25 protein-coding genes are annotated in these 22,898 nt (G+C 71.9%); 15 read left to right on the forward strand and 10 right to left on the reverse strand.

Annotation, left to right across the window (positions count from 1 at the left end; all coding sequences use genetic code 11):
* Positions 1-56: 56 nt before the first annotated feature.
* Together ABFJ78_RS25695 and ABFJ78_RS25700 are read left to right on the forward strand one after the other, a co-directional pair.
* On the forward strand, positions 57-1,133 hold the full coding sequence (locus ABFJ78_RS25695) for an NAD(P)H-dependent amine dehydrogenase family protein (RefSeq protein WP_436388915.1): 1,077 nt from the start codon (positions 57-59) through the stop codon (positions 1,131-1,133).
* Positions 1,130-1,615 (forward strand): carboxymuconolactone decarboxylase family protein, encoded by a 486-nt coding sequence (locus ABFJ78_RS25700; RefSeq protein WP_436388916.1) that lies wholly within the window; start codon positions 1,130-1,132, stop codon positions 1,613-1,615. The genes ABFJ78_RS25695 and ABFJ78_RS25700 overlap by 4 nt, the downstream gene beginning before the upstream one ends.
* A gap of 43 nt (positions 1,616-1,658) precedes the next feature.
* Here ABFJ78_RS25700 and ABFJ78_RS25705 read toward each other — a convergent pair whose 3' ends face one another.
* Entirely contained in the window at positions 1,659-3,197 is a 1,539-nt protein-coding gene (locus ABFJ78_RS25705; RefSeq protein WP_436388917.1) for a GMC oxidoreductase, read from the reverse strand.
* Positions 3,198-3,406: 209 nt separating this feature from the next.
* Between ABFJ78_RS25705 and ABFJ78_RS25710 the strand changes: the two genes are divergently transcribed.
* The 3 genes from ABFJ78_RS25710 (at position 3,407) to ABFJ78_RS25720 (ending at position 5,049) form a co-directional block, all read left to right on the forward strand.
* Positions 3,407-3,772 (forward strand): RNA-binding S4 domain-containing protein, encoded by a 366-nt coding sequence (locus ABFJ78_RS25710; protein WP_436388918.1) that lies wholly within the window; start codon positions 3,407-3,409, stop codon positions 3,770-3,772.
* A gap of 441 nt (positions 3,773-4,213) precedes the next feature.
* The gene (gene shbA / locus ABFJ78_RS25715) at positions 4,214-4,726 is read left to right on the forward strand and encodes an RNA polymerase sigma factor ShbA (protein WP_436388919.1); all 513 of its coding nucleotides are present in this window, start codon (positions 4,214-4,216) and stop codon (positions 4,724-4,726) included.
* Between the two features lie 20 nt (positions 4,727-4,746).
* Positions 4,747-5,049 carry a cupin domain-containing protein gene (locus ABFJ78_RS25720; RefSeq protein WP_372664416.1) on the forward strand — a complete coding sequence of 101 codons (303 nt, stop codon included), beginning with the start codon at positions 4,747-4,749 and terminating at the stop codon, positions 5,047-5,049.
* 3 nt (positions 5,050-5,052) lie between these two features.
* Here ABFJ78_RS25720 and shbA (ABFJ78_RS25725) read toward each other — a convergent pair whose 3' ends face one another.
* A complete protein-coding gene (gene shbA / locus ABFJ78_RS25725; protein ID WP_436389024.1) occupies positions 5,053-5,682 on the reverse strand; it encodes an RNA polymerase sigma factor ShbA in 630 nt (209 codons plus the stop codon).
* A 331-nt stretch (positions 5,683-6,013) separates the two neighbouring features.
* Here shbA (ABFJ78_RS25725) and ABFJ78_RS25730 point away from each other — a divergent pair, with 331 nt between their 5' ends.
* Complete coding sequence (locus tag ABFJ78_RS25730; RefSeq protein ID WP_436388920.1) at positions 6,014-8,464, forward strand: hypothetical protein; 2,451 nt, start codon at positions 6,014-6,016, stop codon at positions 8,462-8,464.
* A 3-nt stretch (positions 8,465-8,467) separates the two neighbouring features.
* Here the strand turns inward: ABFJ78_RS25730 and ABFJ78_RS25735 are convergent, their stop codons facing one another.
* A complete protein-coding gene (locus ABFJ78_RS25735; RefSeq protein ID WP_436388921.1) occupies positions 8,468-9,280 on the reverse strand; it encodes a hypothetical protein in 813 nt (270 codons plus the stop codon).
* Between the two features lie 392 nt (positions 9,281-9,672).
* Here ABFJ78_RS25735 and ABFJ78_RS25740 point away from each other — a divergent pair, with 392 nt between their 5' ends.
* Positions 9,673-9,840: a hypothetical protein gene (locus ABFJ78_RS25740; RefSeq protein WP_436388922.1), complete on the forward strand. Its 168-nt coding sequence runs from the start codon at positions 9,673-9,675 to the stop codon at positions 9,838-9,840.
* On the opposite strand, the gene ABFJ78_RS25745 is transcribed toward ABFJ78_RS25740, so the two are convergent.
* Together ABFJ78_RS25745 and sigJ are read right to left on the reverse strand one after the other, a co-directional pair.
* Positions 9,837-10,469 carry a TetR/AcrR family transcriptional regulator gene (locus tag ABFJ78_RS25745; protein WP_436388923.1) on the reverse strand — a complete coding sequence of 211 codons (633 nt, stop codon included), beginning with the start codon at positions 10,467-10,469 and terminating at the stop codon, positions 9,837-9,839. The two genes, ABFJ78_RS25740 and ABFJ78_RS25745, sit on opposite strands and share 4 nt — an antisense overlap.
* 33 nt (positions 10,470-10,502) lie before the next feature.
* Entirely contained in the window at positions 10,503-11,396 is an 894-nt protein-coding gene (gene sigJ, locus ABFJ78_RS25750; RefSeq protein ID WP_436388924.1) for an RNA polymerase sigma factor SigJ, read from the reverse strand.
* A gap of 96 nt (positions 11,397-11,492) precedes the next feature.
* On the opposite strand from sigJ, the gene ABFJ78_RS25755 reads away from it, so the two are divergent.
* From ABFJ78_RS25755 to ABFJ78_RS25765, 3 genes are all read left to right on the forward strand, one after another.
* A complete protein-coding gene (locus ABFJ78_RS25755) occupies positions 11,493-11,972 on the forward strand; it encodes a carboxymuconolactone decarboxylase family protein (RefSeq protein ID WP_436388926.1) in 480 nt (159 codons plus the stop codon).
* Between the two features lie 101 nt (positions 11,973-12,073).
* Positions 12,074-12,967 carry an ABC transporter ATP-binding protein gene (locus tag ABFJ78_RS25760; RefSeq protein ID WP_436388927.1) on the forward strand — a complete coding sequence of 298 codons (894 nt, stop codon included), beginning with the start codon at positions 12,074-12,076 and terminating at the stop codon, positions 12,965-12,967.
* Positions 12,957-13,772, forward strand: coding sequence for an ABC transporter permease (locus ABFJ78_RS25765; RefSeq protein ID WP_436388928.1), 816 nt, complete (start codon positions 12,957-12,959; stop codon positions 13,770-13,772). Before ABFJ78_RS25760 ends, ABFJ78_RS25765 begins: the two co-directional genes overlap by 11 nt.
* 171 nt (positions 13,773-13,943) lie before the next feature.
* Here ABFJ78_RS25765 and ABFJ78_RS25770 read toward each other — a convergent pair whose 3' ends face one another.
* Positions 13,944-14,450, reverse strand: a complete 507-nt coding sequence (locus ABFJ78_RS25770; protein WP_436388929.1) for a hypothetical protein — start codon at positions 14,448-14,450, stop codon at positions 13,944-13,946.
* 172 nt (positions 14,451-14,622) lie between these two features.
* Between ABFJ78_RS25770 and ABFJ78_RS25775 the strand changes: the two genes are divergently transcribed.
* Positions 14,623-16,917, forward strand: coding sequence for a putative bifunctional diguanylate cyclase/phosphodiesterase (locus tag ABFJ78_RS25775; protein WP_436388930.1), 2,295 nt, complete (start codon positions 14,623-14,625; stop codon positions 16,915-16,917).
* On the opposite strand, the gene ABFJ78_RS25780 is transcribed toward ABFJ78_RS25775, so the two are convergent.
* The gene (locus ABFJ78_RS25780; protein WP_436388931.1) at positions 16,914-17,732 is read right to left on the reverse strand and encodes a cyclase family protein; all 819 of its coding nucleotides are present in this window, start codon (positions 17,730-17,732) and stop codon (positions 16,914-16,916) included. The two genes, ABFJ78_RS25775 and ABFJ78_RS25780, sit on opposite strands and share 4 nt — an antisense overlap.
* Positions 17,733-17,832: 100 nt before the next feature.
* Here ABFJ78_RS25780 and ABFJ78_RS25785 point away from each other — a divergent pair, with 100 nt between their 5' ends.
* Both ABFJ78_RS25785 and ABFJ78_RS25790 read left to right on the forward strand, forming a co-directional pair.
* On the forward strand, positions 17,833-18,255 hold the full coding sequence (locus tag ABFJ78_RS25785) for a DUF5709 domain-containing protein (RefSeq protein WP_436388932.1): 423 nt from the start codon (positions 17,833-17,835) through the stop codon (positions 18,253-18,255).
* Between the two features lie 146 nt (positions 18,256-18,401).
* On the forward strand, positions 18,402-19,358 hold the full coding sequence (locus ABFJ78_RS25790; RefSeq protein ID WP_436388933.1) for a LuxR C-terminal-related transcriptional regulator: 957 nt from the start codon (positions 18,402-18,404) through the stop codon (positions 19,356-19,358).
* 138 nt (positions 19,359-19,496) lie between these two features.
* On the opposite strand, the gene ABFJ78_RS25795 is transcribed toward ABFJ78_RS25790, so the two are convergent.
* Positions 19,497-19,664 (reverse strand): hypothetical protein, encoded by a 168-nt coding sequence (locus ABFJ78_RS25795; protein WP_436388934.1) that lies wholly within the window; start codon positions 19,662-19,664, stop codon positions 19,497-19,499.
* Positions 19,665-19,866: 202 nt separating this feature from the next.
* Here ABFJ78_RS25795 and ABFJ78_RS25800 point away from each other — a divergent pair, with 202 nt between their 5' ends.
* A complete protein-coding gene (locus ABFJ78_RS25800) occupies positions 19,867-19,995 on the forward strand; it encodes a hypothetical protein (RefSeq protein WP_436388935.1) in 129 nt (42 codons plus the stop codon).
* A 51-nt stretch (positions 19,996-20,046) separates the two neighbouring features.
* Here the strand turns inward: ABFJ78_RS25800 and ABFJ78_RS25805 are convergent, their stop codons facing one another.
* Positions 20,047-20,439: a MerR family transcriptional regulator gene (locus ABFJ78_RS25805; protein WP_436388936.1), complete on the reverse strand. Its 393-nt coding sequence runs from the start codon at positions 20,437-20,439 to the stop codon at positions 20,047-20,049.
* Positions 20,440-20,493: 54 nt separating this feature from the next.
* Between ABFJ78_RS25805 and ABFJ78_RS25810 the strand changes: the two genes are divergently transcribed.
* Positions 20,494-21,654 (forward strand): MFS transporter, encoded by a 1,161-nt coding sequence (locus ABFJ78_RS25810; protein WP_436388937.1) that lies wholly within the window; start codon positions 20,494-20,496, stop codon positions 21,652-21,654.
* A 48-nt stretch (positions 21,655-21,702) separates the two neighbouring features.
* On the opposite strand, the gene ABFJ78_RS25815 is transcribed toward ABFJ78_RS25810, so the two are convergent.
* A complete protein-coding gene (locus tag ABFJ78_RS25815) occupies positions 21,703-22,887 on the reverse strand; it encodes a glycoside hydrolase family 18 protein (RefSeq protein WP_436388938.1) in 1,185 nt (394 codons plus the stop codon).
* Positions 22,888-22,898: the final 11 nt, after the last annotated feature.

The following is a 22,898-nucleotide window of genomic DNA, read 5'->3' on the forward strand; positions in this document are numbered from 1 at the left end:
GCTGGCCGGAACGAATCCCTTCCCGGAGTCAGGCGAACCGGCGAAGACTCGGCGAGATGATCGCCACTGTCGTGTGGGGCACGGGCAACGTCGGCCGTGCGGCAATCCGGGCCGTCGACGCCCATCCGGCGCTGGAGCTGACCGCCGTGCTGGTGCACGATCCGGCGAAGGTCGGCAAGGACGCGGGCGCGCTGGCGGGCGTCGGCGACCTCGGTGTCGCCGCGACGGACGACATCGACGCCGTGCTGGCCGCAAGCCCGCGCGCGATCGTGTACGCCGCTTCGGGAGACGTCCGGTTCGACGACGCGCTCGCCGACATCGTCCGCGCGGTCGGGACGGGCGCGGTCGTCGTGACGCCGGCGCTCTACCCGCTCTACGACCACCGCAACGCACCTCCCGAACTGCGCGACCCGGTGCTGGCGGCGATCAAGGAAGGCGGCGGCTCGCTGTTCGTCTCCGGCGTCGACCCCGGCTGGGGCAACGACGTGCTGCCGCTGCTGATCAGCGGGCTCGGCACGGACGTCGACGTCATCCGCTGCCAGGAGATCTTCGACTACTCGACCTACGAGCAGCCCGACTCCGTCCGGTACCTGGTCGGCATGGGCCAGCCGATGGACTACGACCCGCCGATGCTGATGACCGGCGTGCCGTCGATGGTGTGGGGCGGGCAGGTCCGGCTGATCGCGCGCGGCCTCGGCGTCGAGGTCGACGAGCTGCGCGAGACGCTGCAGCGGCGTCCCCTTGAGGAAACCGTCGCCACGCGGACGATGGGCGAGTTCGAAAAGGGCACGCAGGGCGCGGTGCGGTTCGAGGTGCAGGGCATCGTCGGCGGCGAGCCGCGGATCGTCATCGAGCACGTGACGCGCATCCACCCGTCGTGCGCGCCGGACTGGCCGACGCCGCCCTGCGGCGACGGCGCCCACCGCGTGATCATCGAAGGCCGGCCGCGCATCGAGGTCAGCGTCGAAGCTTCGGACGAAGGCGAGAACCGGTCCGCGGGCGGCAACGCGACCGCCGTCGGCCGGCTCGTCGGCGCGATCGACTGGCTGGCCGAGGCGGAACCCGGCCTCTACGACGCACTCGACGTCCCGCTGCGCCCGGCAGCCGGCAAGCTCGGAAGGAGGCGCTCGTGAACATCGACATCCCCGAAGGCAAGGACCCGATCGGGTACGTGTGGGGCGAAATGGTGCCCGGCATCGGGATCGCCGCGTCGCAGTTCTCGCTGGCGGTGTATTCGCACACCACGTTGGGGCTGCGGGAGTTCGAGGCCGCGAGGCTGCGGATCGCCCAGATCAACGGGTGCGTCTTCTGCCTGGACTGGCGCACGGAACGCGACGGCGTCAAGGTCGAGCCGGAGTTCGCGGACGCGGTGGCGGAGTGGCGCACCACCGAACTCTTCGACGAGCGCACGCGCCTCGCGGCGGAGTACGCCGAGCGGTACGCGACCGACCACCACAACCTCGACGACGACTTCTGGAAGCGGATGTCCGCCCAGTACAGCCAGAAGGAGATCGTCGAGCTGTCCATGAGCCTGGGGTCGTGGCTGGCTTTCGGGCGCCTGAACCACGTCCTGGGCCTGGACACCGTCTGCGTCCTGCCGTCCCACCGGTCGTGAGTGGTAATTCGGGTTCTAACCCGAATCACCACTCACGACAGCGTCAGAAGTCGGTGGCGATGATCTTTTCGATGTTGCGCTCGGCCAACGCCGTGATCGTCACGAACGGGTTGACGCTCGTGTTGCCCGGGATCAGGGAGCCGTCGATCGCGTACAAGCCCGGGTAGCCGGCCAGCCGGCCGTAGTTGTCGGTCGCCTTGCCGAGCACCGCGCCGCCGAGCGGGTGGTACGTCAGGTGGTCGCCCCAGATCTTGTACACGCCGAAGAGGTCCGTTCGGTAGATCGTCCCCTCCTTCGCGTTGATCTTGTCGAAGATGGACTTCGCCATGTCGATCGACGGCTGCTTCCACGCCGTCTGCCAGTTCAGGTCCACGCTCTGCGTCGCGGGGTTCCACGAGAACTGGGCCCGGTTCGGGTTCTTCGTGATGGACAGGTAGAACGACGCCCACGTCTCGATCCCGGTCGGCAGCGGCGCCACCTCGGCGAACGCGCCGCCGGCGGTCCAGTTGTCGATGCCGCCGCAGGGGATGGAGGACTGGAGGCTGCCCGTCGGGTCCCAGATGTGGTTGGCGCGCCCGCACATCACGTTCCCGTTGTCGCCCCAGCCCTTCCCGACCTCGCCGTTGAGGTTGGGCAGCGCGCCGGTGGCCTTGAGTTTCACCAGCAGCTTGCTCGTGCCGACGCTGCCCGCGGCGAAGAACACCTTGTCGGCGGTGACACCCTTGGTCGCGATCACCGCGCCCGAGGTGTTCAGCTGCTCCAGCGTCACGGCGTAGCCGCCGCCGGCCGCGGGCGTCACCGACGTGACCCGGTGCAGCGGCGAGATGGTGACCCGGCCGGTCGCCTTGATCTGCGGCAGGTAGGTCTTCTGCAGGGACTTCTTGCCGTAGTTGTTGCCGTACAGGATTTCCCCGGCCAGCGCCGAGCGCGGCACCGTGTTCGCCTGTTCCTGCTGCATGTAGTTCCAGTCGTAGACGTCCGGGACGAAGACGAACGGGAACCCGGACCGCTGCGCCTGCTTCCGGCCGACGCGCGCGTACTGGTAGCACTCGGCGGAGTCGAACCACGCCGGGTCGACGAGGCCGACGCCGAGACCGGCGTTGGCTCGCGGGTAGTAGGTGCTGTACATCTCGTCGGCGTTGACCGTCGGCAGGATCGCGCCGAAGTTCTCCCGCTTCGGCGTGACGGCCATGCCGCCGTTGACGAGCGAGCCGCCGCCGACGCCGCGGCCCTGATACACGATGATCCCGCCGAACTCCTCCGCGTCGAGGATGCCGGTGTACTTCGGGATGTCCTTGTCGATCGGGAACCCGAGGAAGTTCGACAGCGGCTGCTTCGTCCTGGTGCGCAACCAGAACGAGCGCTGGTCCGGGGTGGTCGTGTTCGCGAAGATCTTGCCGTCCGAGCCGGGCGTGTCCCAGGCCATGCCCATTTCGACGAGCTGGACGTCGATGCCGGCCTGGGCGAGCCGCAGGGCGGCGACCGAGCCGCCGTACCCCGACCCGATCACCAGCGCGGGCACGCGCGCCGCGTCGGCGATGGTGGCGGCGGCCGCCCGGCTCCCCACAGCCGCGGCCGCCAAGATAGAACCAGTTCCAGCGATGAAAAGACGACGGGAAACTTGCCCAGAAGCTGTTCTCCATACGGATTCGTCACGCATTTGATGGTCCTCACCGTTGAGGTATATTAGAACAGGTTATAACTCAGCGGTGCAGACAAGTCGACATATACCCGCGAGTAACCTCCCCGGGTTGCGCGAGGATTCCGCTGAATGGGCCATGATGGACGACTGTGGAGTCGACCCGAGTGGACCGCTGGCTCTGGGCGGTCCGGCTGACGAAGACCCGACCGGACGCAGCAGCGGCGTGCCGGGGCGGGCACGTGCGCGTCAACGACAAGCCGGCCAAGCCCGCGACGACCGTCGTGCCGGGTGACGAAGTCCGCCTGCGCATCGGCGGGACGACCAGGATCCTCGACGTGGTACGGGTGATCCAGAAACGCGTGGGCGCGCCGGACGCGGTGACGTGCTACGTGGACCGGACGCCGAAGCCACCCCCGGAGACCGCGATCCCGGTCGCCCGGCGCGATCGCGGCGCGGGCCGTCCGACCAAAAGGGAGCGCCGCGTGCTGGACGCGTTCCGGCAACAGGAGTCGTGAACCTCGCCGTGTAGTGAATGACTCATTCCTGTCGCCAGGTGACAGGAATGAGTCATTCACTACACGCGGCCGGGAAAGGGGGTCGTTCGCAACACAACGCCCCGCGGAGGCCAGTCGGATCCGGGCGGGGTTGGTCCCGGGGGCCGGGAGGCGACGAGTTCTCGGGGCATGCGGCCGATCCGGTCGCCCGCACGTCATGAACGGGTCGTTCACCTCGTCAGACGACATGAACGACCCTTTCATGACATCGCCGCGACGCCGGGCAGACGGTCACGCCGGGCCAAGGGCGCGGTCGGCGCCGCCCGGCCGATGGTCATCTCGCCCGATGACCATCGGAATCGCCGTCGCGGGCGGGGTTCGCCGGGGATACCGGGGACTTCGCCCGGTTCGGGTCCGTTCCGGGCGAAAACGGGTAGTCCCCCCGCCGGATGGAGGGGAACCATGACAACCGCGGAAGAAGCCCCGGACCGCCTGCTCGCCGCGGCCCGGCCGCTGGTGGTGCGCTACTGCCGTGCCCGGCTCGGCGCGGGGCCCGACACCTGGCGCTCGGCCGACGACGTCGCGCAGGACGTCTGCGTCGCCGTGTTCAAGGCACTGACCACCCGGCCGCCGGACCGGCCGTTCCCGAACTTCGTGTGCGGCATCGCCCGGCACAAGGTCGCGGCCGCACGCAAGGCGGCGGCGCGGCAGTGGGACGAGCCGGTGGCGGAGCTGCCCGACGAGGTCGACGCCTCGCTGGACCCCGAGCACCACGCCCTGCGCCGCGAACTGGGCGAGCGGATGGCGAAGCTGCTGCAGGTCCTGTCGGAGAAGCAGCGCGAGATCCTGGTGCTGCGGGTCGCGGTGGGGCTGTCGGCCGAGGAGACGGCGGAGGTGGTGGGGTCGACGCCGGGCGCCGTCCGCGTCGCCCAGCACCGGGCGCTCAGCCAGCTGCGGAAGGTCGTCGGCGGCTGAACCGGCGCTACCCTGACCGGGTGAGCGACAGCGAGAACTTCGAAGGCCGCGATGTCGGGTCCGGGATCTCCGTCATCCGCGAAAGCACCGACGTCGTCGGGTCCGGGCCGCGCCTGCACCGGCACCCCTACACCGAGACGTTCGTCATCATCCGGGGCCGGGCCCGGTTCACCGTCGGCGACACCGAACGCGACGGCGGCGCCGGCGACGTGCTGGTCGTCCCGGCCGGCACGCCGCACAAGTTCGCCGTGCTCGGCCCCGGTGTCTACGAGGCCGTGCACATCCACGAAAGCGACCACTTCATCACCGAATGGCTGGAGTGACGCTCAGAACCCGCCGTCGGGGATCATGCCGCGCAGCTTCGTCAGCGCGCGGTACTGCGTGATGCGGACGTTGCCCGCGGAGATGCCCAGCGCCTCCGCCGTCTCGTTCGCCGACAGGCCGACAACGATCCGCAGCGACAGGATCTCCTGGTGCAGCGGCGGCAGCGACGCCATCAGCTTGCCCAGCCGGGCGCCGAGGTCGAGGTCGAGCACGTGGCTCTCCGGCTCGTTGCCGCCCAGCGGCCGGTCCGGCAGCTCCGGCACGGGCTTCGACCGGTCCCGCGCCACCGAGCGGAAGGCGTCGGCGACCTTGTTCGCGGCGATGGCGCGCACCAGGTAGAGGAACGAGCCGCCGCGGTCCTGGTAGCCCGGCAGCACCTTCAGCACGGCCAGGCAGACCTCCTGCGCGACGTCGTCGGCCGACAGGTAGGACAGGTCGCGCCCGCCGATCCGGGCGCGGCAGTAGCGCACGACCGTCGGCTTGATCAGCCGCAGCAGGGCCTGGACGGCGTCCGGGTCGCCGGCGCGCGCCGCCGCCACGACCGGGTCGAGCTGCTCCTTCGTCAGCTTCCCGTCCGGGCGCGGCAGCTCCTCGAGCACGACGTAGCCGTCGACCGCCGTCTCCGCCAACATGGTGTCCACGGGTTCCCTCCTCGCATCGTCCACCGGACCGGGGCACCGTCGGCCACAAGGGACCACACTGGTCCTGCGTCCGCATCCGCCGTTTTCCGGTCCGACAACCGGAGTAATCGAGGCGCTGACCAGCAACGTTGCAGCAGGGTGGTTCTTGTCCAGATATTGTCCGTTAACCAGAAACGGCCCACCGGGCTTACCGGGCGGTCATGCCCGCCGGGCGGGACAGATAGTGGACAGATCCTGCCGTCCGTAGCGAATTCGCGGCCCGGTCCGATCCTTGGCGCGTGACCGAACTCGACCTTCCGGGAACCGAAGCCATGATCACCCATTGACCGCCGACGTTTTCCTGTGCCTCGCGGCCGCCGGCAGCGTGGAAAAAGCCCTGCGCGCCGACGGGCTGCGTGTTTTCCGAGGTTCACCTTTCGACGATTTCGACGAGATCGCGCCGGAACTGGCGGCGTCCCGCGTGCTGCTCGCCGACCATTCCGCCGCGTTTTCCGATCGCGTGCTGACGATGGTTCCGGGGGAATCGCTCGCGGACCTGGTCCGGCGGGTCCGCGCGGCCGCCGCCGGCCCCGGGAGCGTGCTGCCGTGGACCGTCCACAGTGCACTCGTCGCGCGGCGGGCGGTCCTGGTCCACGGCCTGCCGGGCGCCGGCAAGACGACGCTGGCCGAGCGGTACGCGAGCCTGGCCGGCCGGTTCGGCGGCCGGGTGCTGCGGACCGGGCCGTTCGGCCACCTCGACCCGGACGACTTCCTCCCCCAGTTCCACCTCGCGCTGGCGGCGGCCGCGGGCACGTCCTGCGGCGGGTTCGACCGGTTGCGAGCGCGGCTGGCGGCCCGCATCGAGGCGGCGGGTTCGCGGGTGCTGGTACTGGTCGACGACGTCCCGGCGGGGGTGCCCCCGGACGAGCTGGCCCGGGTCCTGCTGCCGGCGCCGGCGGTCCGCACGCTGCTGACGAGCCGAGCGGCCGGCTGGCCCGGGGCGACGGTGGAGGTGCCGGGGCTGACGGTCGCCGAGGGCCTGCGGTTGCTGCCGTCCGGAGCCGGGTTCATCGCCCGCTGCGACGGCCACCCGATGACGCTCCGGGCGGCGAAGTTCCTGCTGCGGCTCGGTGTGCCGCCGGCTGACGTGCCGGACACGGCGCCGGATGCGATCCGCGAGGTGCTGCTGCGGTCGGGGCGGCCGGCGTGTGAAGTGCTGCGGCTCGGGTCGGTGCTGGCGCCTTCGCCGATCCCGGTCGAGGTGGCGCGTCGCGCGGTGGCCGGCGGGGAGTTCGAAGCGGCGGTGGAGGAGTTGGTGGCGCGGGGGTTCGCGGCGCTGGTGGACGGCGGGTTGCGGCTGCAGGGGTTGGCGGTGGAGGTGGCTTGCGGGGAGTTCGGGGCGTCGGCTGCCGGTGGGGCGGTGGGGGCGGTGTTGAGCGGGTTGGCCGGTGGCAAGAGTGCGGCTGGACTCGGCAACGCCTCGGCTTCAGGTCACGGCAGCACTGACGGACCGCCCGACGCCCCGCCGAGCACAGCTGAAGTCAGCAACGCCTCGGCGCTCGATCAGGCGAGCGCTGCCGGACTATGCATCGCCTCCCCACCCGAGCACGGCAGCACTCCCGAGCCGACCGAGGTCTCCCCACCTGGCCACGCAAGCGCGGGCGACGCCTCTTCACCCGGCCAGCCGAACCCTGCTGCCCCCTCGCCGCCCGACCACCCGAGCGCGGCCACCGGCTCACCGCCCACCATCACCCACACGCACCTCATCCAGCACGCCCGAACGCTCGCCGAGCACAGTCCCGCCCATCGCGTCGCCCTGCTGCGGCCCGTCGCGGCCGCCTACGAAACCCTCGGCGACCCCGCCACCTCCGGCGAAATCCACGCCACCATCCTCGCCACCGGCGAAGCGACCCCCGCCGACCTCACCGCCGCCGCCCGGGTCGAACTCGCCTGCGGACTGATCCCCGAAGCCCTCGCCCACGCACGTCGAGCCCTGGCTGCCGGCCACCAGCCCGCCGCCCGCGTCGTCGCCCAGGCCCTCGACAGCCAAGGCGACTACGCCGAAGCCGACCGGCTCTTCTGGCACACCCACCACCCCACCACGGCCGAAGACCGGCTCCACGCGGCGAAAGCCCGGCGCCTGCGCGGCCACCCCGAAGAAGCCATCGCCCTCCTCGAACCCGCACTCGGCGCGCCCGGCGAACTCGCCATCGAGTACGCCCGCAACCTCCTCCAAGCCGGCCACGCGCGGCAAGCACAAGAAGTCGCCCAAGCACTCGAGAGCCCCGACGCGGACGTGATCCGAGCCGAAGCCGCCCTCGTCGAGCACGATCCCGCCGACCTCGAACAGGCCTACGCGCAGCGATACGGCATCGAAAGCCCCCTCACCCTGACCGCCTCCGTCCACGCCGCCCGGGCGCGACACCGGCCCCGGCACGCACTGAACCGGATCGAACCGGCCGTCCGGGTGGTCCTCGGCGACGACCACCCGCTGCACCACCGGCTCCGGCACGCCATGGGCCTCGCGCACGCCCGGCTCCGCGAGTTCGACCGCCAAGCCGACCTGCTCGACGACGTCCTCGGGGCCCAGATCCGGCTCCTCGGCCGGACGCACCCGGAAACCGTCGAAACCCGCCTCGACCTGGGGCTCGCGCTCGCCCTCAGCGGCCGCGGGCCGCTCGATCGAGCCACCACGATGGTCGACGAAGCCGCTCAGGACGCCGGCGCCCCGCTGGCCGCCAAAGCTCGGGCCGCCAGCGAGATCGTCCGGCTGCCCGCCCTCGAACGGCCCTGAGCGTCACCCGCACTGCCAGCGGATCCCGTACGCGAAACCCGGCGCCAGGTGCCGGAACCGGACGTGCACCTCGCCCACGTCGTCGGGCTCCAGCACGGCCCCGCGGGGCGATCGCGTGTCGTTCTGGAACGCCTTCTCCAGCAGCACGATCCGGCTCGGCACCCGGTCGCCGAAGCGGACGTGCAGGTCGAACAGGTCGCACGGGTGCCGCGGGACGCAGATGTAGTGCGGTTGCCGCATGTTCGCCCGGAATCGCAGTCCGATGTCGTGCCGCTCGCCGCGCCGCAGCGGCTCCGGCAAGCGCAACGCCAGCCCGATCCGGTCACTCGACTCCATCGCGCGGCCGGCGAGCGCGCCGCCGTGGAACACGTCGACGTCGAGATCGGACTCCCGCACCGAATCGCCGGATTCGGCGGGCGAGGTGAGCGTGAGCGCCAGGTCCAGCTCGGCGATTTCGTCGGCGTCGGCGACGACCCGGCGGAATTCGAACGCCTCGGCCACCGGCTGGTCGAGAGCGAGCGTCACGCGCAGTTCTTCGGTGTGCCAACTGCGGCTCGGATAGCGCGGCCGCGGATCCGGTCCGCCCGCCGCGACGGCCATTGCCGCGACCTGCTCGATTCCTTCGTCGATCCGGCGCCGGACCGTCCGGTCGTCGCGGTCGAGCGTGATCGCCGCCCAATGCACCCGTTCCTGGTAGAACGGTTTTCGCGCCCGCTCGTCCAGCGCGAACGCCGCCCGCAAAGCGATCTTCAGGTCGTCCGGCAACGACTCGACGAGCGGCCGCAATCGGTCGGTGAGTTTACGCCGCACCGCCACCGAGTCGTCATCTTCCACAATGCCGCATGCGGCGCGCAAAGCGGGTCCGACGCGATCCGCGAGGGGTGTGGTGAAAATTCCCCGCCCTTTGCGCAGAACCTTCAGCTCACCGACCACGTCCGCCGCACTGAGGTCCACCGTTCCTCCCTCACCCTTACCGCACGGGGATCAATATTCGTCAGCGCCGACGCCGATGTCCAGTCGATCAAGCTGCGGCAAACGGATCGTTATCCGCCGCATTCTTGGCGGGTCGCACCGATTTCACGCGGAAATCGCCGCGCCCCCGGTGTGACTGAACGCCACACCCGGGTGTCGAAAGTGTCGAACGTCCACGCGCCACCCCGGCGGGTGACGAAGGCGTCACCGCGGACGGACCGGGGTACTTGTTGATCATGAACCCGAAGATGTGGCGCCTGCTGATCTCGGGGTCGCTGCGGCTGTTCCTGCTCAGCGCCGTGCCGGCCGCGGCGCACCTGTCCCTGTTCGTCGGGGTGGTCGCGACGGTGATCGCGTTCGTCGTGCCGGCGCCGCGGACCCCGCACGAGCGCCTGGGCCCCTAAGCCGCCACGACGCGCGCCAGCACGGCCGGGACCGCCCGTTCGAGCTCGGCCGCCGCGTCCTCGCCACCGGCCAGGTGCCGGAGCAGGGCCTGCTGGAACAGGCCGTCGAACAGCGCGTACGCGACGGCCTGCGGCACGCTCGCCGGCACCGCCGCCAGCTCGGCGTAGCGCGCGACGACGTGGTGGATCATCTCCTCGCGGCGCCGGTCGATCTCGAGCACGTCGGCGCGGAAGGACTCCTCGAACAGGCTCTGGTTGCGCAGGTCGTACCAGAGCCGGTGCATCTTGGCGTCCGCGCGCAGCGTCGCGGCCATCGCCGCCGCGAAGTCCCGCTCCAGCTCCGCCGCCGTCCGGGCGCGGGCGACGAGTTCGTCGTACCGGGTGACGCACACTTCCTCGAACCGCCGGACGCAGTGGGTCAGCAGGTCGACCTTGTCGGCGAAGTAGTAGTGCAGGACGCCGTGCGAGAACTCCGAGTTCTGCGCGATCTCCCGCAGGCTGGTGCGCGCGTAGCCGAGCTCGGCCAGGGTCTGCAGCGCCGACTCGGCCAGCTGGGCCCGGCGGTCCGCGAACTTGTCCACCTGCCGGCGCGAGATCCGGTCGCGGGTCCGCTCCTTCGCCTCAGTCACCTGCACCGTCCGTCCCGTCGGGGGCTGCCGGGTTCAGTCTATCGGGCAGTTGACCATTTTCTCGTTGACAGACGCCTGCCAGGGGCGCAGCTTCTCCGGGTTCCGCACCGCCCAGATCCGCCGGATCACCCCGTCCGCGACGTCGAACGCCAGCACCGACTCGACCACGCCGTCCCGCTCCGCCACGAGCCCCGGCCGCCCGTTCACGACCCGCTCCACCAGCGTCATCGCCGGCACGCGGCGGGTGATCTCGATCGTGTACCGCGCCACGTTCTCGCCGCCCTCGACCGGGCGCAGCACCGTGGTGGCGAGGCCGCCGCCGTCGGCGACCGCGACGGCCGCCGGGTCCAGCAGTCCGATCAGCCCGGCGATGTCCATCGCTTCCCAAGCCGCCTTGAACGCCCGGACGACCGACGCGTCCGCCGGACCAGCGTGAGCCGGCGCGGGCCGGACGCGGCGCCGGGCCGAGGACGCCAGCTGGCGGCACGCCGCCGGTGACCGGCCCAGGACCGACGCCACCTCGGCGAACGGGTAGCCGAACACGTCGTGCAGCACGAACGCGACCCGCTCGGCCGGGGTCATCGACTCGCAGACGACGAGGAACGCCATCGTGACCGACTCGTCGAGCACCAGCGCCTCGGCCGGGTCCGCGAGGCAGTCCGGCGGCAGCGGCTCCGGGATCCACTCGCCCGCGTACCGCTCCCGCCGGACCCGCGCCGAGCCCAGCAGGTCCAGGCAGATCCGGCTCGCGACCGTCGTCAGCCACGCCCCCGGCTTTTCGATCGCCGCCCGCTGCCGCCCGGACAGCGCGAACCACCGCCCGTACGCCTCTTGGACGACGTCCTCGGCGTCGCTCAGGGAACCCAGCAGCCGGTAGGCGATCCCGAGCAGCTGCGGCCGCTCGGTCAGCACGTCGTTCTCGCTCACCCCACCCTGACGAGCCGGGCCGGCGATCTGTGACACGACCTCACAGGGAATCGCCTTGTGTCGTCGGGCAGGCGAACCCGACCGGAAGGAACCACGATGTCCGACAAGTCCCGCCTGCCCGACGCCGCCGACCTCTTCCCCGAGATGGGCGAGCTGGCCGGCGCCATGACCAGGGTGACGATGAACGGCGCGATCCCGCGCAAGACCGTCCACCTGGTACAGCTGCGGCTCGGTCAGCTGGCCGGCAGCACGTACCACACGGTGCGGCAGGCCGACCTGCTCCGCAAAGCCGGCGCGACCCAGCAGGAGCTCGACTCGGTGGCGTCCTGGCCGACGTCCCCGTACTTCGACGACGCCGAACGCGTCGCGCTGGAGCTCGCCGAAGCCGTGCTGACCGCGAACCCGTTGGGCGAGCGCGTTTCCGACGAGCTGTTCGCCCGGGCGTCCGCGCACTACGACGAAAAGGCGCTCTGGACGCTCGCCCTCGCGCTGAGCCAGATGTGCTACTTCCTCCCGGTCGCGCTGATCGCCAAGCCGGTGCCCGGGAAGCCGCTGGGGAAGAACTACCCGAAGTAGCCCGCGTACGTCCGCCGGCGTAGCGGCGATTGCCGTACGCCGTCGGACGACCGCGGCCGCCGGGCGCCCGACCATGGGAAGCGCCACGAAGGAGGCGACCCATGATCCAGCCGGTGGAAACCACCGCACTGACCAAGCGCTACGGAGCCACCGCCGCCGTCGAGGGGCTCGACCTTTCGGTGCACGCCGGCGAGGTCTACGGCTTCCTCGGCCCGAACGGCGCCGGCAAGACCACGACACTGCGGATGCTGCTCGGCCTGATCCGGCCGACCGCCGGCCGCGTCCGGGTGCTCGGCGCCGAACCGGGACCCGGCAGCCTCGCCCGGGTCGGCGCGCTGATCGAAGGCCCGGCCTTCTACCCGTACCTGTCCGGCCGGGCCAACCTGCGCGTCCTCGCCGACCACGCCGGGGTGTCGCGCACCCGCGTCGACGCCGTGCTCGACGTCGTCAGCCTCGCCGACCGCGCGAAGGACCGGTATGCGGCGTACTCGCTCGGCATGAAGCAACGGCTCGGGCTCGCCGCGGCGTTGCTGAAGGAGCCCGAACTGGTCGTGCTCGACGAGCCGACCAACGGCCTCGACCCGGCCGGCATGGCCGACATGCGGGTCACCCTCCGCAAGCTCGCCGCCGAGGGCTGCACCGTGCTGCTGTCCAGCCACCTGCTGGCCGAGGTCGAGCAGATCTGCGACCGCGTCGGCGTGCTCGACCACGGCCGCCTGGTCACCGAGACCACGGTCGCGGACCTGCGCGCGGGCGGCGCGCTGCGCGTCGTCGCCGATCCGCTCGACCGGGCTCGTGACCACTTGCGACGGCTCTACGCCGACGTCCGCGTCGACGGGGACGCCCTCGAACTCGACGTCGACCGCGCGGAAGCCGGACGGGTCAACGCCGAGCTCGTCGGCGCCGGGCTGACCGTCACCGAGCTGCGCTGGCGCGAACCCGACCTGGAACAGACCTTCCTCACCCTCACCGGAGGTACCGGCCATGCTGCGTGACATCCGCGCCGAACTGACCAAGCAGGCCCGCCGCCCGGCGAGCTGGCTGCTGCTCGCCGTCGCCGTCGTGCTCTCGCTGACGTTCGGCTACGCCGTTCCCTACGCGGGGTTGAGCGGCGCCGCCGGGCCACCGGGCTCCGGGCGCGGCCTGGACGCGCTGCTGCCCGGCGCGTTCGTCGGCAGCGCCCTCGGCGGGCTGCCGATCTTCGTCGGCGCCCTCGCGCTGATCTTCGGCGTGCTCGTGGCGGGCAGCGAATACGGCTACGGCACGTGGAAAACCGTGCTGGTGCAACACCCTTCGCGCGTCGCGGTTTTCGCCGCGAAGCTGGTCACCGTCGCGGTGGGAGCGCTGGCCGCGGTGCTCGCGCTGTTCGCGGCGACGGCGGGGGCGAGCGTGCTCGTCGCGTCCTTGAAGGACCAGCCGCCGAACTGGCCGGCGGTCTCCGACGTCCTGCTCGGCCTCGGCGCCGGCTGGCTGGTCACGACGATGTGGGGCGCGCTCGGCGTGCTGCTCGCCGTCGGGCTGCGCTCGGTCGCGCTGCCGATCGGGCTCGGCCTGGTGTGGCTGCTGGCCGTGCAGAACCTGCTCGCGTCGATCGCCGCGCCCCTGCTGGACTGGGTCGCGCAGCTGCAGAAGGCGCTGCCGGGCCCGAACGCGGGCGCGCTGGCGGCGGCGTTCGGGGCGAACGCGCCGGGCGTCGACCCGATCGTCGGATCCGGGCAGGCCACCGCCGTGCTGGCCGCGTACCTGGTCGCCTTCGCCGTGCTCGGCGGCTGGCTGCTGCACCGCCGCGACATCGCCTGATGTGGGGGTCCCGGAGGGCTCCGGCAAAGTCGTGGCCCCGCGGTCTGACCGGCATCGCGGCGATGTCATGAAAGGGTCGTTCATGTCGTCTGACGAGGTGAACGACCCGTTCATGACGTGGGGCGACCGGATCGGCCGCGCTGGCCTGACTTTGCCTGCGGGGGTCCCGGATCAGCGGTAACGCTCCGGTGGCGGAAGCGTAGGACCGAGGTTCCTGGTCTTGATCCGCAGCGGGTTGGCGGCCCCGATGTCGGCGCTCAGCTGGTGCCTGAGCTCGCCGGCGAGGTGGCGCAACACCTTCATCTCGTTCTCGGACGGCGGCGTTGCGCCCGCGTCCATGGCCTCGGCCAGGGCATTCTGCAGCTTCAGGTAACGGGTCTTGGCATGCTGGGTGAGAAACAACCCGCCGGCTTCTTCTCCGAAGTACCAGTCGTGGAGATCTTGGCGGAGCGCGGCGAGGTCCTGCCGGCCCGGCGCCTCCCCCGGACGCCAATAGCGGGGCAGCCGGCCCGACAGGTGGAAGAGCCGCTGGTAGCGGGCAAGACGCTCCGTCTGCAAGACGAGGTCGTGCGCTTGCAGCAGCTCGAGCCGCGCCTTCGTCCGGGTCGCGAGAAAGGTGACGAGCCCGCCGAGGACGCCGCCCAGCGCACCGCCGAGTATCCCGACGTAGACCTGCATGCCTCGGACGGTATCGCCCGCCTGGTCGCCTTCGGCGGCCGGTTGCTGCACCGCCGCGACATCGCCTGATGCGGTAATCCCGGCCACCGGTGCGGTGCCCCGGCGCGGCCGTGCGCGCGGTGTAGTGTTTGCCGGTCCGACCGGCGGGTGACCCACGTGAGGTGCCATGACAGTGCGGCGGTACCCAGTCGCGGCCCTGCTCGTCTTCCTCACGGTGGCCCTCGTCGTCGTCAACGGCTTCGCGTTCTGGGGCGACACCTTCGCCCTCTGGATCGACGACGCCATGCAGCTGAGCGCCGGGGTCGGCGCGGTCGTCTGCGGCGTGCTGGCCGCGCGCCGCGCCCGCGGCCACCAGCGCTGGTGGCGGGTGCTCGTCGCGATCGGGATGGCCGGCTGGTCGCTCGGCCAGTGCGCCTGGTCGTACTACCAGCTGATCGACGGGCGCGGGCTGCCGTCGCCGTCCGTGGCCGATGTCGGCTACCTCAGCTTCCCGCTGTTCGCGCTGGCCGCGCTGTTCGTCCTGGCGCGGGCGCGGGTCCGGCCGGACCGCGAACGCTGGCAGCCCGCCCAGTGGACCGCCCACTTCGGCGTCGCGGTCGTGCTCGACGGCCTGATCGTCACCGGCTCGCTGTTCATCCTCACCTGGACCGCGGCGCTCGGGCAGCTGGTGCGCGCCACCGCGCCGGACAAGCTGACCTGGGCCGTCGCCATCTCCTACCCGCTGTCGGACCTGGTGATCGTGGTCGTCGCCGTGCTGCTGGTCGTGTTCGACCGGGTGGACCGGCCCTACCGGGCGAACCTGCTGCTCGCCGCGGTCGGGATCGTGGCGCTGGCGGCGTCCGACAGCGTCTTCGCCTACCTCGTCAGCATCGGCGCGGAGAGCATGAAGCCGTGGTCGGACGGCGGGTTCGTGCTGGGGCCGCTGTTCATCGCGTTCGCGCTGCTGGCCACGCCCGGGCCGCGGCACCGCGAGGACGCGGGCCCGGCGGCCGGCGTCGACTGGTGGCAGCTGGCGCTGCCGTACGTCCCGGTCACCGCCGTCGCGCTGCTGATCACCGGGCAGCTGCTGGCCGGCGCCGGCCCGGACGGCGTCGAGGTGTTCGTCGGCGTGCTCGTGGTGTTCCTCGTGCTCGCCCGGCAGCTGCTTTCCTTGCTGGACAACAGGTTGCTGCTGCGCCGGGTGTACGAGGGCCAGCAGCAGCTGACCCACCAGGCCTACCACGACCCGCTGACCGGCCTGGCCAACCGCGCGCTCTTCGCCGACCGGCTGGACCGCGCCGTCGAGTCCACCGGCCACCCGCTCGTGCTGATCTTCGTCGACCTCGACGACTTCAAGGAGGTCAACGACCGGTTCGGGCACGCCGGCGGGGACGTCCTGCTGCACGCCGTCGCCCAGCGGCTGCTGAGCTGCGTGCGCGCGGGCGACACCGTCGCGCGCCTCGGCGGCGACGAGTTCGCGATCCTCCTCGAAGGCGAGCTGGACGCGCCGCAGGCCGTCGCCGACCGGATCCAGGGCGCGCTGCGGCGGCCGTTCGCGGTGCACGGCACGCTCGTCCCGGTCCGCGCGAGCATGGGCCTGGTCGTGCCGGACCCGGCCGAGCCGCTGGTGACGTCGGACGTGCTGCTGGGCCGCGCGGACACGTCGATGTACGCGGGCAAGCGGCTGGGCAAGGACACGACGGTCGTCTACCGCCCGTCGCAGGACGGCCCGCCGGACTTCCCGGCCGCGCTGCGGCGGGCGTCGGGCGGGATCCCGGAGGGGTTCGGCCTGGTGTTCCAGCCGATCGTCCGGCTGGACGACGAGACCCCGGTAGCCGTTGAAGCACTCGCCCGCTGGACCACGCGCGACGGCACGGCGGTGTCGCCGGAGACGTTCGTCCGCGCCGCCGAGGGCGCCGGGCTCGGGGCCGAGCTCGACGCGCTGGTGCTGGACCTGGCGTGCCGCGAGATCACTTCCGCCGGGCTGGACCTGACGGTGCACGTCAACGTGTGCGCGAGCCGCCTCGGCGCGGCCGCGCTGGAACAGAGCGTCGGGTCCGCGTTGGACCGCTACCGGCTGCCGGCGTCCCGGCTGGTCGTCGAGATCACCGAGACGGTCCCCGTCCCCGACCTGGCCGCGGGCGCGGCGGCGATCCGGCGGCTGCAGGAGCTGGGCGTCCGGGTGGCGCTGGACGACTTCGGGGCGGGGTACAGCTCGCTGACGGTGCTGCATGCGCTGCCGGTCGACCTGATCAAGCTGGACCGGGCGTTGACGACGGGGGTGCAGCCGGACCGCGACGCGGCGCTGTGCCGGTCGCTGGTCGGGCTGTGCGCGGATCTGCGGCTGGACGTCGTCGCCGAGGGGATCGAGACGGCCGAACAGGCGTCGCTCGTGACGCGGGCAGGGTGCACGACGGCGCAGGGCTACCTGTACGGCCGCCCGGCGCCGCTGTCCGCGCTGAGACTGTCGGCGATCCCCGCGGGTTAGTGCCCGCCGGGTGGGAGGACGCCGAAGATCGTCGCCGTCGAGCCGGCTCCCCGCCGGTTGATCGGGCCGCCCGCCAGCACCCACGCCCCCGTCGCCGGGAGGGCCTTCAGGTTCGCCAGGATCTCCAGGCTGATCCGGTGCCGCCGGTAGACCAGCTTCGACACCGTGTACGTCTCGTCGGTGCCGACGTCCGGGCTGAACGTGTCGGTGCCCGTCCCGCCGCGGCGGCCCAGCCGTCCCGTGTCGATCAGCCACTGCACCGCCGGGATCGAGAAGCCGGGCTGGTGCAGCACGCCGTCGGCGTCGGTGTTCGGGTAGGCCGGGGTGCCCCACTTCGCGTCCCAGCCGGTCCAGAGCACGACGACGGACTCGTCGGGGATGCGGCCGTGGCGCTTCTCCCACGCCTTGAGGTCGTCGACCGTCACGGCGTAGTCCGGGTTGCCCGCGGCCTTCGCTCTTATGTCGATCTTCACGGCGGGCCGGAATAGATCCGCCGGGTCCATGTCGTCGGCGAGCGGCTCGCCGGTGTTGAAGTGGCCGGGCGCACCCCAGTGCGTGCCGGTGTGCTCGCCCTCGCGGACGAACTGCAGGTAGTAGCCGTCGTCCGGGATGGTGGCGATGGTTTCCAGCTCGAAGGCCGGGTCGCCGGGGAAGACGTTCGTCGTGGCGGGATCGTTGACGTGCGACAGGTTCACCAGGTTCAGCTGGTCGAGCCGGACCGGCGGCGCGGTCGCGGCCTGGGCGGTCCGCCCGGACAGCGCGGCGCCGAACACCCCGGCCAGGCCCGCGGCCAGCACCCTGCGTCTCATCGGCATTGGGGATCACCTTTCACCGGAACACCGCCCGTACGGTGCGGCCTGCTCGGTGATATCACCCGAGCCGCGCGGGGCCAAGGAGCTGAGCGAGGATGGACGCATGAACGACGACATCGAAGACCACGCCGACGAAGGCATCCTCGACCCGGAGGACACCTTGGACGACCGTGACGAGCTGGCGGAGGGCTACTCGCCGCCGGAACGCCCGCGGGAGACCGAGGAGTGGGGCACGACCGCGCGGGAGACCGCCGAGGGCGAAAGCTGGGAAGGTCGGCTGGCGCGCGAGGTCCCGGACCTGGCCGCCGACGAAGGTGACGGCCTCGGCGACAGCGAAGACACCGACGGCGAGCTGATCGACGACGAGGTCGGCGACGTCCGCGCGGGCCGGCTGGTGGCGACGGACGAGGGCTTCGGCGAAGACTCAGACGAAGAGCTGTACGCGTCCGACGCGGGCATCGACGGCGGCGCGGCCTCGGCGGAGGAAGCGGCCGTCCACGTGATCGACCCGTCGCGGCGCTGGTGACGAGCCGGACCCGCCCCCTCGACGGGTCCGGCCCTTTTTTCGCGACCGGCCTAATCCTTTCCCCCGTCCGGCGCGTGGGGTAGGCGGCAGAGCGGTCGTGTCCGGATCCGGCCGGGTTCGCTCGCGCTGCCGGAAAGGGACACGGGATGCTCGAGGGGCTGCTGACACCCGGCGCGGGCGCGCTGTACGACACGATGGTGCGCACCGGGCCGCTACCGCTGGACGACCCGCGGGCCGAGAGCCCGGAGATGCGGGAGCTGTTCGACCGCGGGTTCGTGCGCCGCGACTACCGCGAAGACCCGGTGATCGCGCCGATGGAGCCGGTGCGCGCGGTCGACCACGCCATCCTGGGCGCGCAGCAGCAGCTGCTGGAGCAGCAGCGGCAGATCGTCGCCGCGCGCCAGCAGCTGGACGTGCTGCAGGCGGTGTACCGGGCGGCGAACGGTTCGGGCGGCGACTCGGCCGTCGAGGTGCTGACGGACCCGCGACGCATCGGCTCGCTGTCGCTGGAGCTGTGCCTGTCCGCGCGCGAGGACTTCCTGACGTTCACGACGCACCACTTCAAGCGCAAGCCGGACGCGGGCACGGTGATGCGCCTGCCCGAGGCGGTGACCGAGCGCGGAGTCGCGTTGCGCAACGTGTACGAGCGTGCGGCGCTGGAGTTCGAAGGGGCGAAGGAGGTCGTCGACGCGAGCGTCGCGGCCGGCTGGACCATGCGGGTGGCGCCGGAGCTGCCGATGAAGATGGTGATCGCCGACCGCCACTCGGCGCTGGTGCCGCTGGACCCGAGCGGCATGGACGGCGCGCTGTTCATCCGCAGCCCGACGATCGTGGCGGCGCTGCGGATGCTGTTCGAGCTGGTGTGGGGCCAGGCGGTGGCGGTGAACGGCCCCGAGTCCCGGCCCCGGCACGGGTTGACGCCGACCCAGGGAAAGGTGCTGGACCTGCTGGCGACGGGCATGACGGACGGCGCGATCGCGCGGCACCTGGACGTGAGCGAGCGGACGGTTCGCCGGCACGTGCAGGGGTTGCTGGAGGCACTGCAGGCGGACAACCGGGTGGCGGCGGTCTTCGCGGCGACCCGGCTGGGCTGGCTGGGCTGAGCCCGAGCGCCCCAAGGCGGCCTTGGTTGCGTTGAACAAGCACTGCGGCGCGAAGCGCCTCCGTTGAGGGCGGCGGCGGGGGCATGGGAGGAGCACCGAAGGCCGCCTTGGGGCGCTCCTCCCCGGGCCGCTACCGGGCTACTCCAGCTTGCGGCACTCCGGCGGGCCTTCGGTCCAGATCCACACGCACACGCCCGGCGGCCGGATCGTCGGGTCGCCGGTCCCCGTCGCGGCCGTCGCGGCGGGCGCGCACAGCGTGCCGATCGCCGCTGCCACCGCAAGTCCCGCCAGCGCTCGCTTGATCATTCTGCTTCTCCCCGCGAAGTGATCTTCTTCCCGTCCCCAACCTAAAGCCGGGCCGCCGAGCATCGGCAGGGGCGGGTTCGGCCACTGTCCGCTTCCGGCCACCCGCGACCACTCCGCCGCCGCCCGCCGAACCGGCCGAAACCGGACGTTGGCCGCCCTTGACCGGTGTGCTCGCCCCCGCTCCCCTCCTACCGTCGACCCCATGGGTGAGGACGCGCCCCCGCCGCGCTGGTGGGCCGAGGAAGGGGCGCGTCCCCGGCCGGAACCCGCCGGCTGGTGGCCCGAACCCGACACCCTGCACTGGGTGCGGACCCCCGACGAACCCGACTAGTGCCGTTCGACGCGTGGGCAACCCTGACCGAAGATCGCACTCGCCGCCCCGTCAACGAACCTCGGACGCGTGACACTGGGCCGGGTGGTACGCGCGCACCGCGTCGAGGTACTCGGCGATCGCGTCGCGGTTGCGCAGCAGGCACTCCGCCCGCCTCGCCATGCGGTCGCGCTCCTCCTCGAGCGTCGCGATCATCTCCGGGGTCGCGTCCGGGAAGTAGATCGCGCGGGGCTTGTCGAGGCACGGCAGGATCTGTTTGATGATCCTCGTCGGCAGCCCGGCGTCGAGCAGCCCGCGGACCTGGATCACGCGGTCGACCGTCGGCTCGTCGTAGTCGCGGTAGCCGTTCGCCCCGCGGGACGCGATGATCAGGCCCTGCTCCTCGTAGTACCGGAGCAGCCGCCGAGACGTTCCCGTGCGCTCCGCGAGCTCGCCGATCCGCATGTGCCCCACCTCACGTAGACCTTCACACGTATGTGAGGGTTCGAGCATAGCGGCATGACGAGCACCGAAGTCCGCCGACAGACCCCCGCCCTCCTCGCCCTCACCACCGCCGCGTTCGTCACCGTGCTCACCGAGGCGCTGCCCGCCGGCGTGCTGCCCGGCATGAGCGCCGGCCTCGGCGTCGGCGAGTCCGCGGCCGGCCAGGCCGTGACGATCTACGCACTCGGCACGGCCCTCACCGCGATCCCGCTCTCCGCGGCCACCGCGACCTGGTCCCGCAAACGCTTGCTGCTGACCGGGGTGGCGGGATTCGCCGTCGCCAACACCGTGACGGCGCTGTCCGCTAACTACCCGCTGACCATGGTCGCCCGGTTCGTCGCCGGCGTGGCCGCGGGCGTCGTCTGGGCGCTGCTGGCCGGGTATGCGCGGCGGCTCGCGCCGGGCGACCAGGGCAAGGCGATCGCCGTCGTGATGGCGGGCATCCCGCTGGCGCTGTCGCTCGGCATCCCGGCCGGGACGTTCCTCGGCGGCCTGCTCGGCTGGCGCTCGGCGTTCGGCGTCATGTCGACGATCGCCGTCGTCCTCCTCGCCTGGATCGCCGGCCAGGTCCCGGACCAGCCCGGGCAGACCGGCGGCCGGACACCGGTCCGGCGCACGCTGTCGGTGCCCGGCGTCGCCCCCGTGCTGGCCGTGACGCTGGTGTTCGTGCTGGCCCACACCGTGCTCTACACCTACGTCGCCGCGTTCCTCGGCCACGCCGGGATGGGCGACGCGGTGGACGTCGTCCTGCTGGTCTTCGGCGTCGCGTCGATGGCCGGGATCTGGGTCGTCGGCGCGCGGATCGACCACGCACTCCGCAGCTTGACCATCCTCAGCACGATCTTGGTCGCCGTCGCCGCGACGGTCCTCGCGACCGCGTCAGGCAGCCCGGCGCTGGTCTACGCCGCCGTCGCGCTGTGGGGCCTCGGCTGGGGCGGTGTCCCGACGCTCCTGCAGACCGCCGCCGGCAACGCGGGCGGCGACGCGGCGGACAACGCGCAGGCGATGCTCGTCACGCTGTGGAACGCGGCGATGGCCGCGGGCGGCGTGCTCGGCGGCGTCCTGCTCGACGCCGCCGGTCCCGCGTCGTTCCCCTGGACGCTGCTGCTGCTCCTGCTGCCGGTGCTCGCCGTGGTCCTGGGCGCCCGGCGGCACGGCTTCCCGGCGTCGTCCTGAGTGGACGAAGGGCCCGGGCGGGTTCGCGCCCGGGCCCTCCAGCTCGGGTCAGCAGCGGCCGGCGATGGCCCGCAGCAGTTCCGCGTTCGCGGTGTCGCCCGAGAGCTCCCAGGCGAACATCCCGCCGAGCCCCTGGGACTTCGCGTAACCGGCCTTCGCCGACGCCGTCTCCGGCGTGTCGTAGCTCCACCACTGCGAACCGCACTTCGCGTACGCCGTACCGGCGACCTTGCCGTTGGCGGGACACGTCGTCTTGAGGACCTTGTAGTCCTCGACGCCCGCCTCGTACGTGCCCGGCGCCGGGCCGGTGGCGGTGCCGCCGGGCTGCTTCTGCGTCACGCCGTCCCAGCCGCGGCCGTAGAACCCGAGGCCCAGCAACATCTTCGCCGACGGAACGCCCTGGTGGCGCAGCTTCTGGATCGCGGCGTCGGCGTAGTACCCGGCGTGCGGGATGCCCGGGTAGGACCGCAGCGGCGAGTGCGGCGCGGTGGGCCCGGCCGGCTGGCCGCCCGCGACGAAGTAGTCGTAGGTCATCACGTTGTACCAGTCGAGGTACCGGCTCGCGCTGCCGTAGTCGGTGGCGTCGATCTTGCCGCCCCTCGAGCCGTCCGCGGTGATCGCGGCGGTGACGAGCTGGCGCCCGAACTTCGCCCGCAACGCCTTGACCAGCGTCGTGAACGCCTTGGGCCCGCTGGTGTCGCAGGTGTCGCCGCAGGCGTTGGGGTACTCCCAGTCGATGTCGATGCCGTCGAAGACGCCCGCCCAGCGCGGGTCGTTGACGAGGTTGTAGCAGGACTCGGCGAACGCCTCGGGGTTCTTGGCCGCCTCCGGGAAGCCGGCCGACCAGGTCCAGCCGCCGAACGACCACAGCACCTTCAGCTTCGGGTGCAGCTTCTTGAGCTGGAGGAGCTGGTTGAAGCTGCCGTGCAGCGGGCCGCTGTCGGCCTGGCCGTCGACGCTCATGGTGGCGTCGTAGGGCATGTCGTGGTCGGCCCACGGGTCGCCGACGGCGCACCCGCCGCCGGTGACGTTGCCGAACGCGTAGTTGATGTGGGTCAGTTTCGCCGCCGACCCCGACGTCTCGATGTCCTTGACGTGGTAGTTGCGGGCGTAGACGTCCCAATCGGCGAAGTAGGCCATCACCTTGCCCTGCGGCTGGCTCGCTTCGGCGGACGGCGCCACGACGCCGGCGGCGGCCAGCGCCAGTGCGGCGACAGCGACGCTCTTTCTCATGCGGAGCACGA

Origin of the sequence: Amycolatopsis sp. MEPSY49, from assembly GCF_051337345.1 — a bacterium.
Lineage (GTDB): Bacteria > Actinomycetota > Actinomycetes > Mycobacteriales > Pseudonocardiaceae > Amycolatopsis.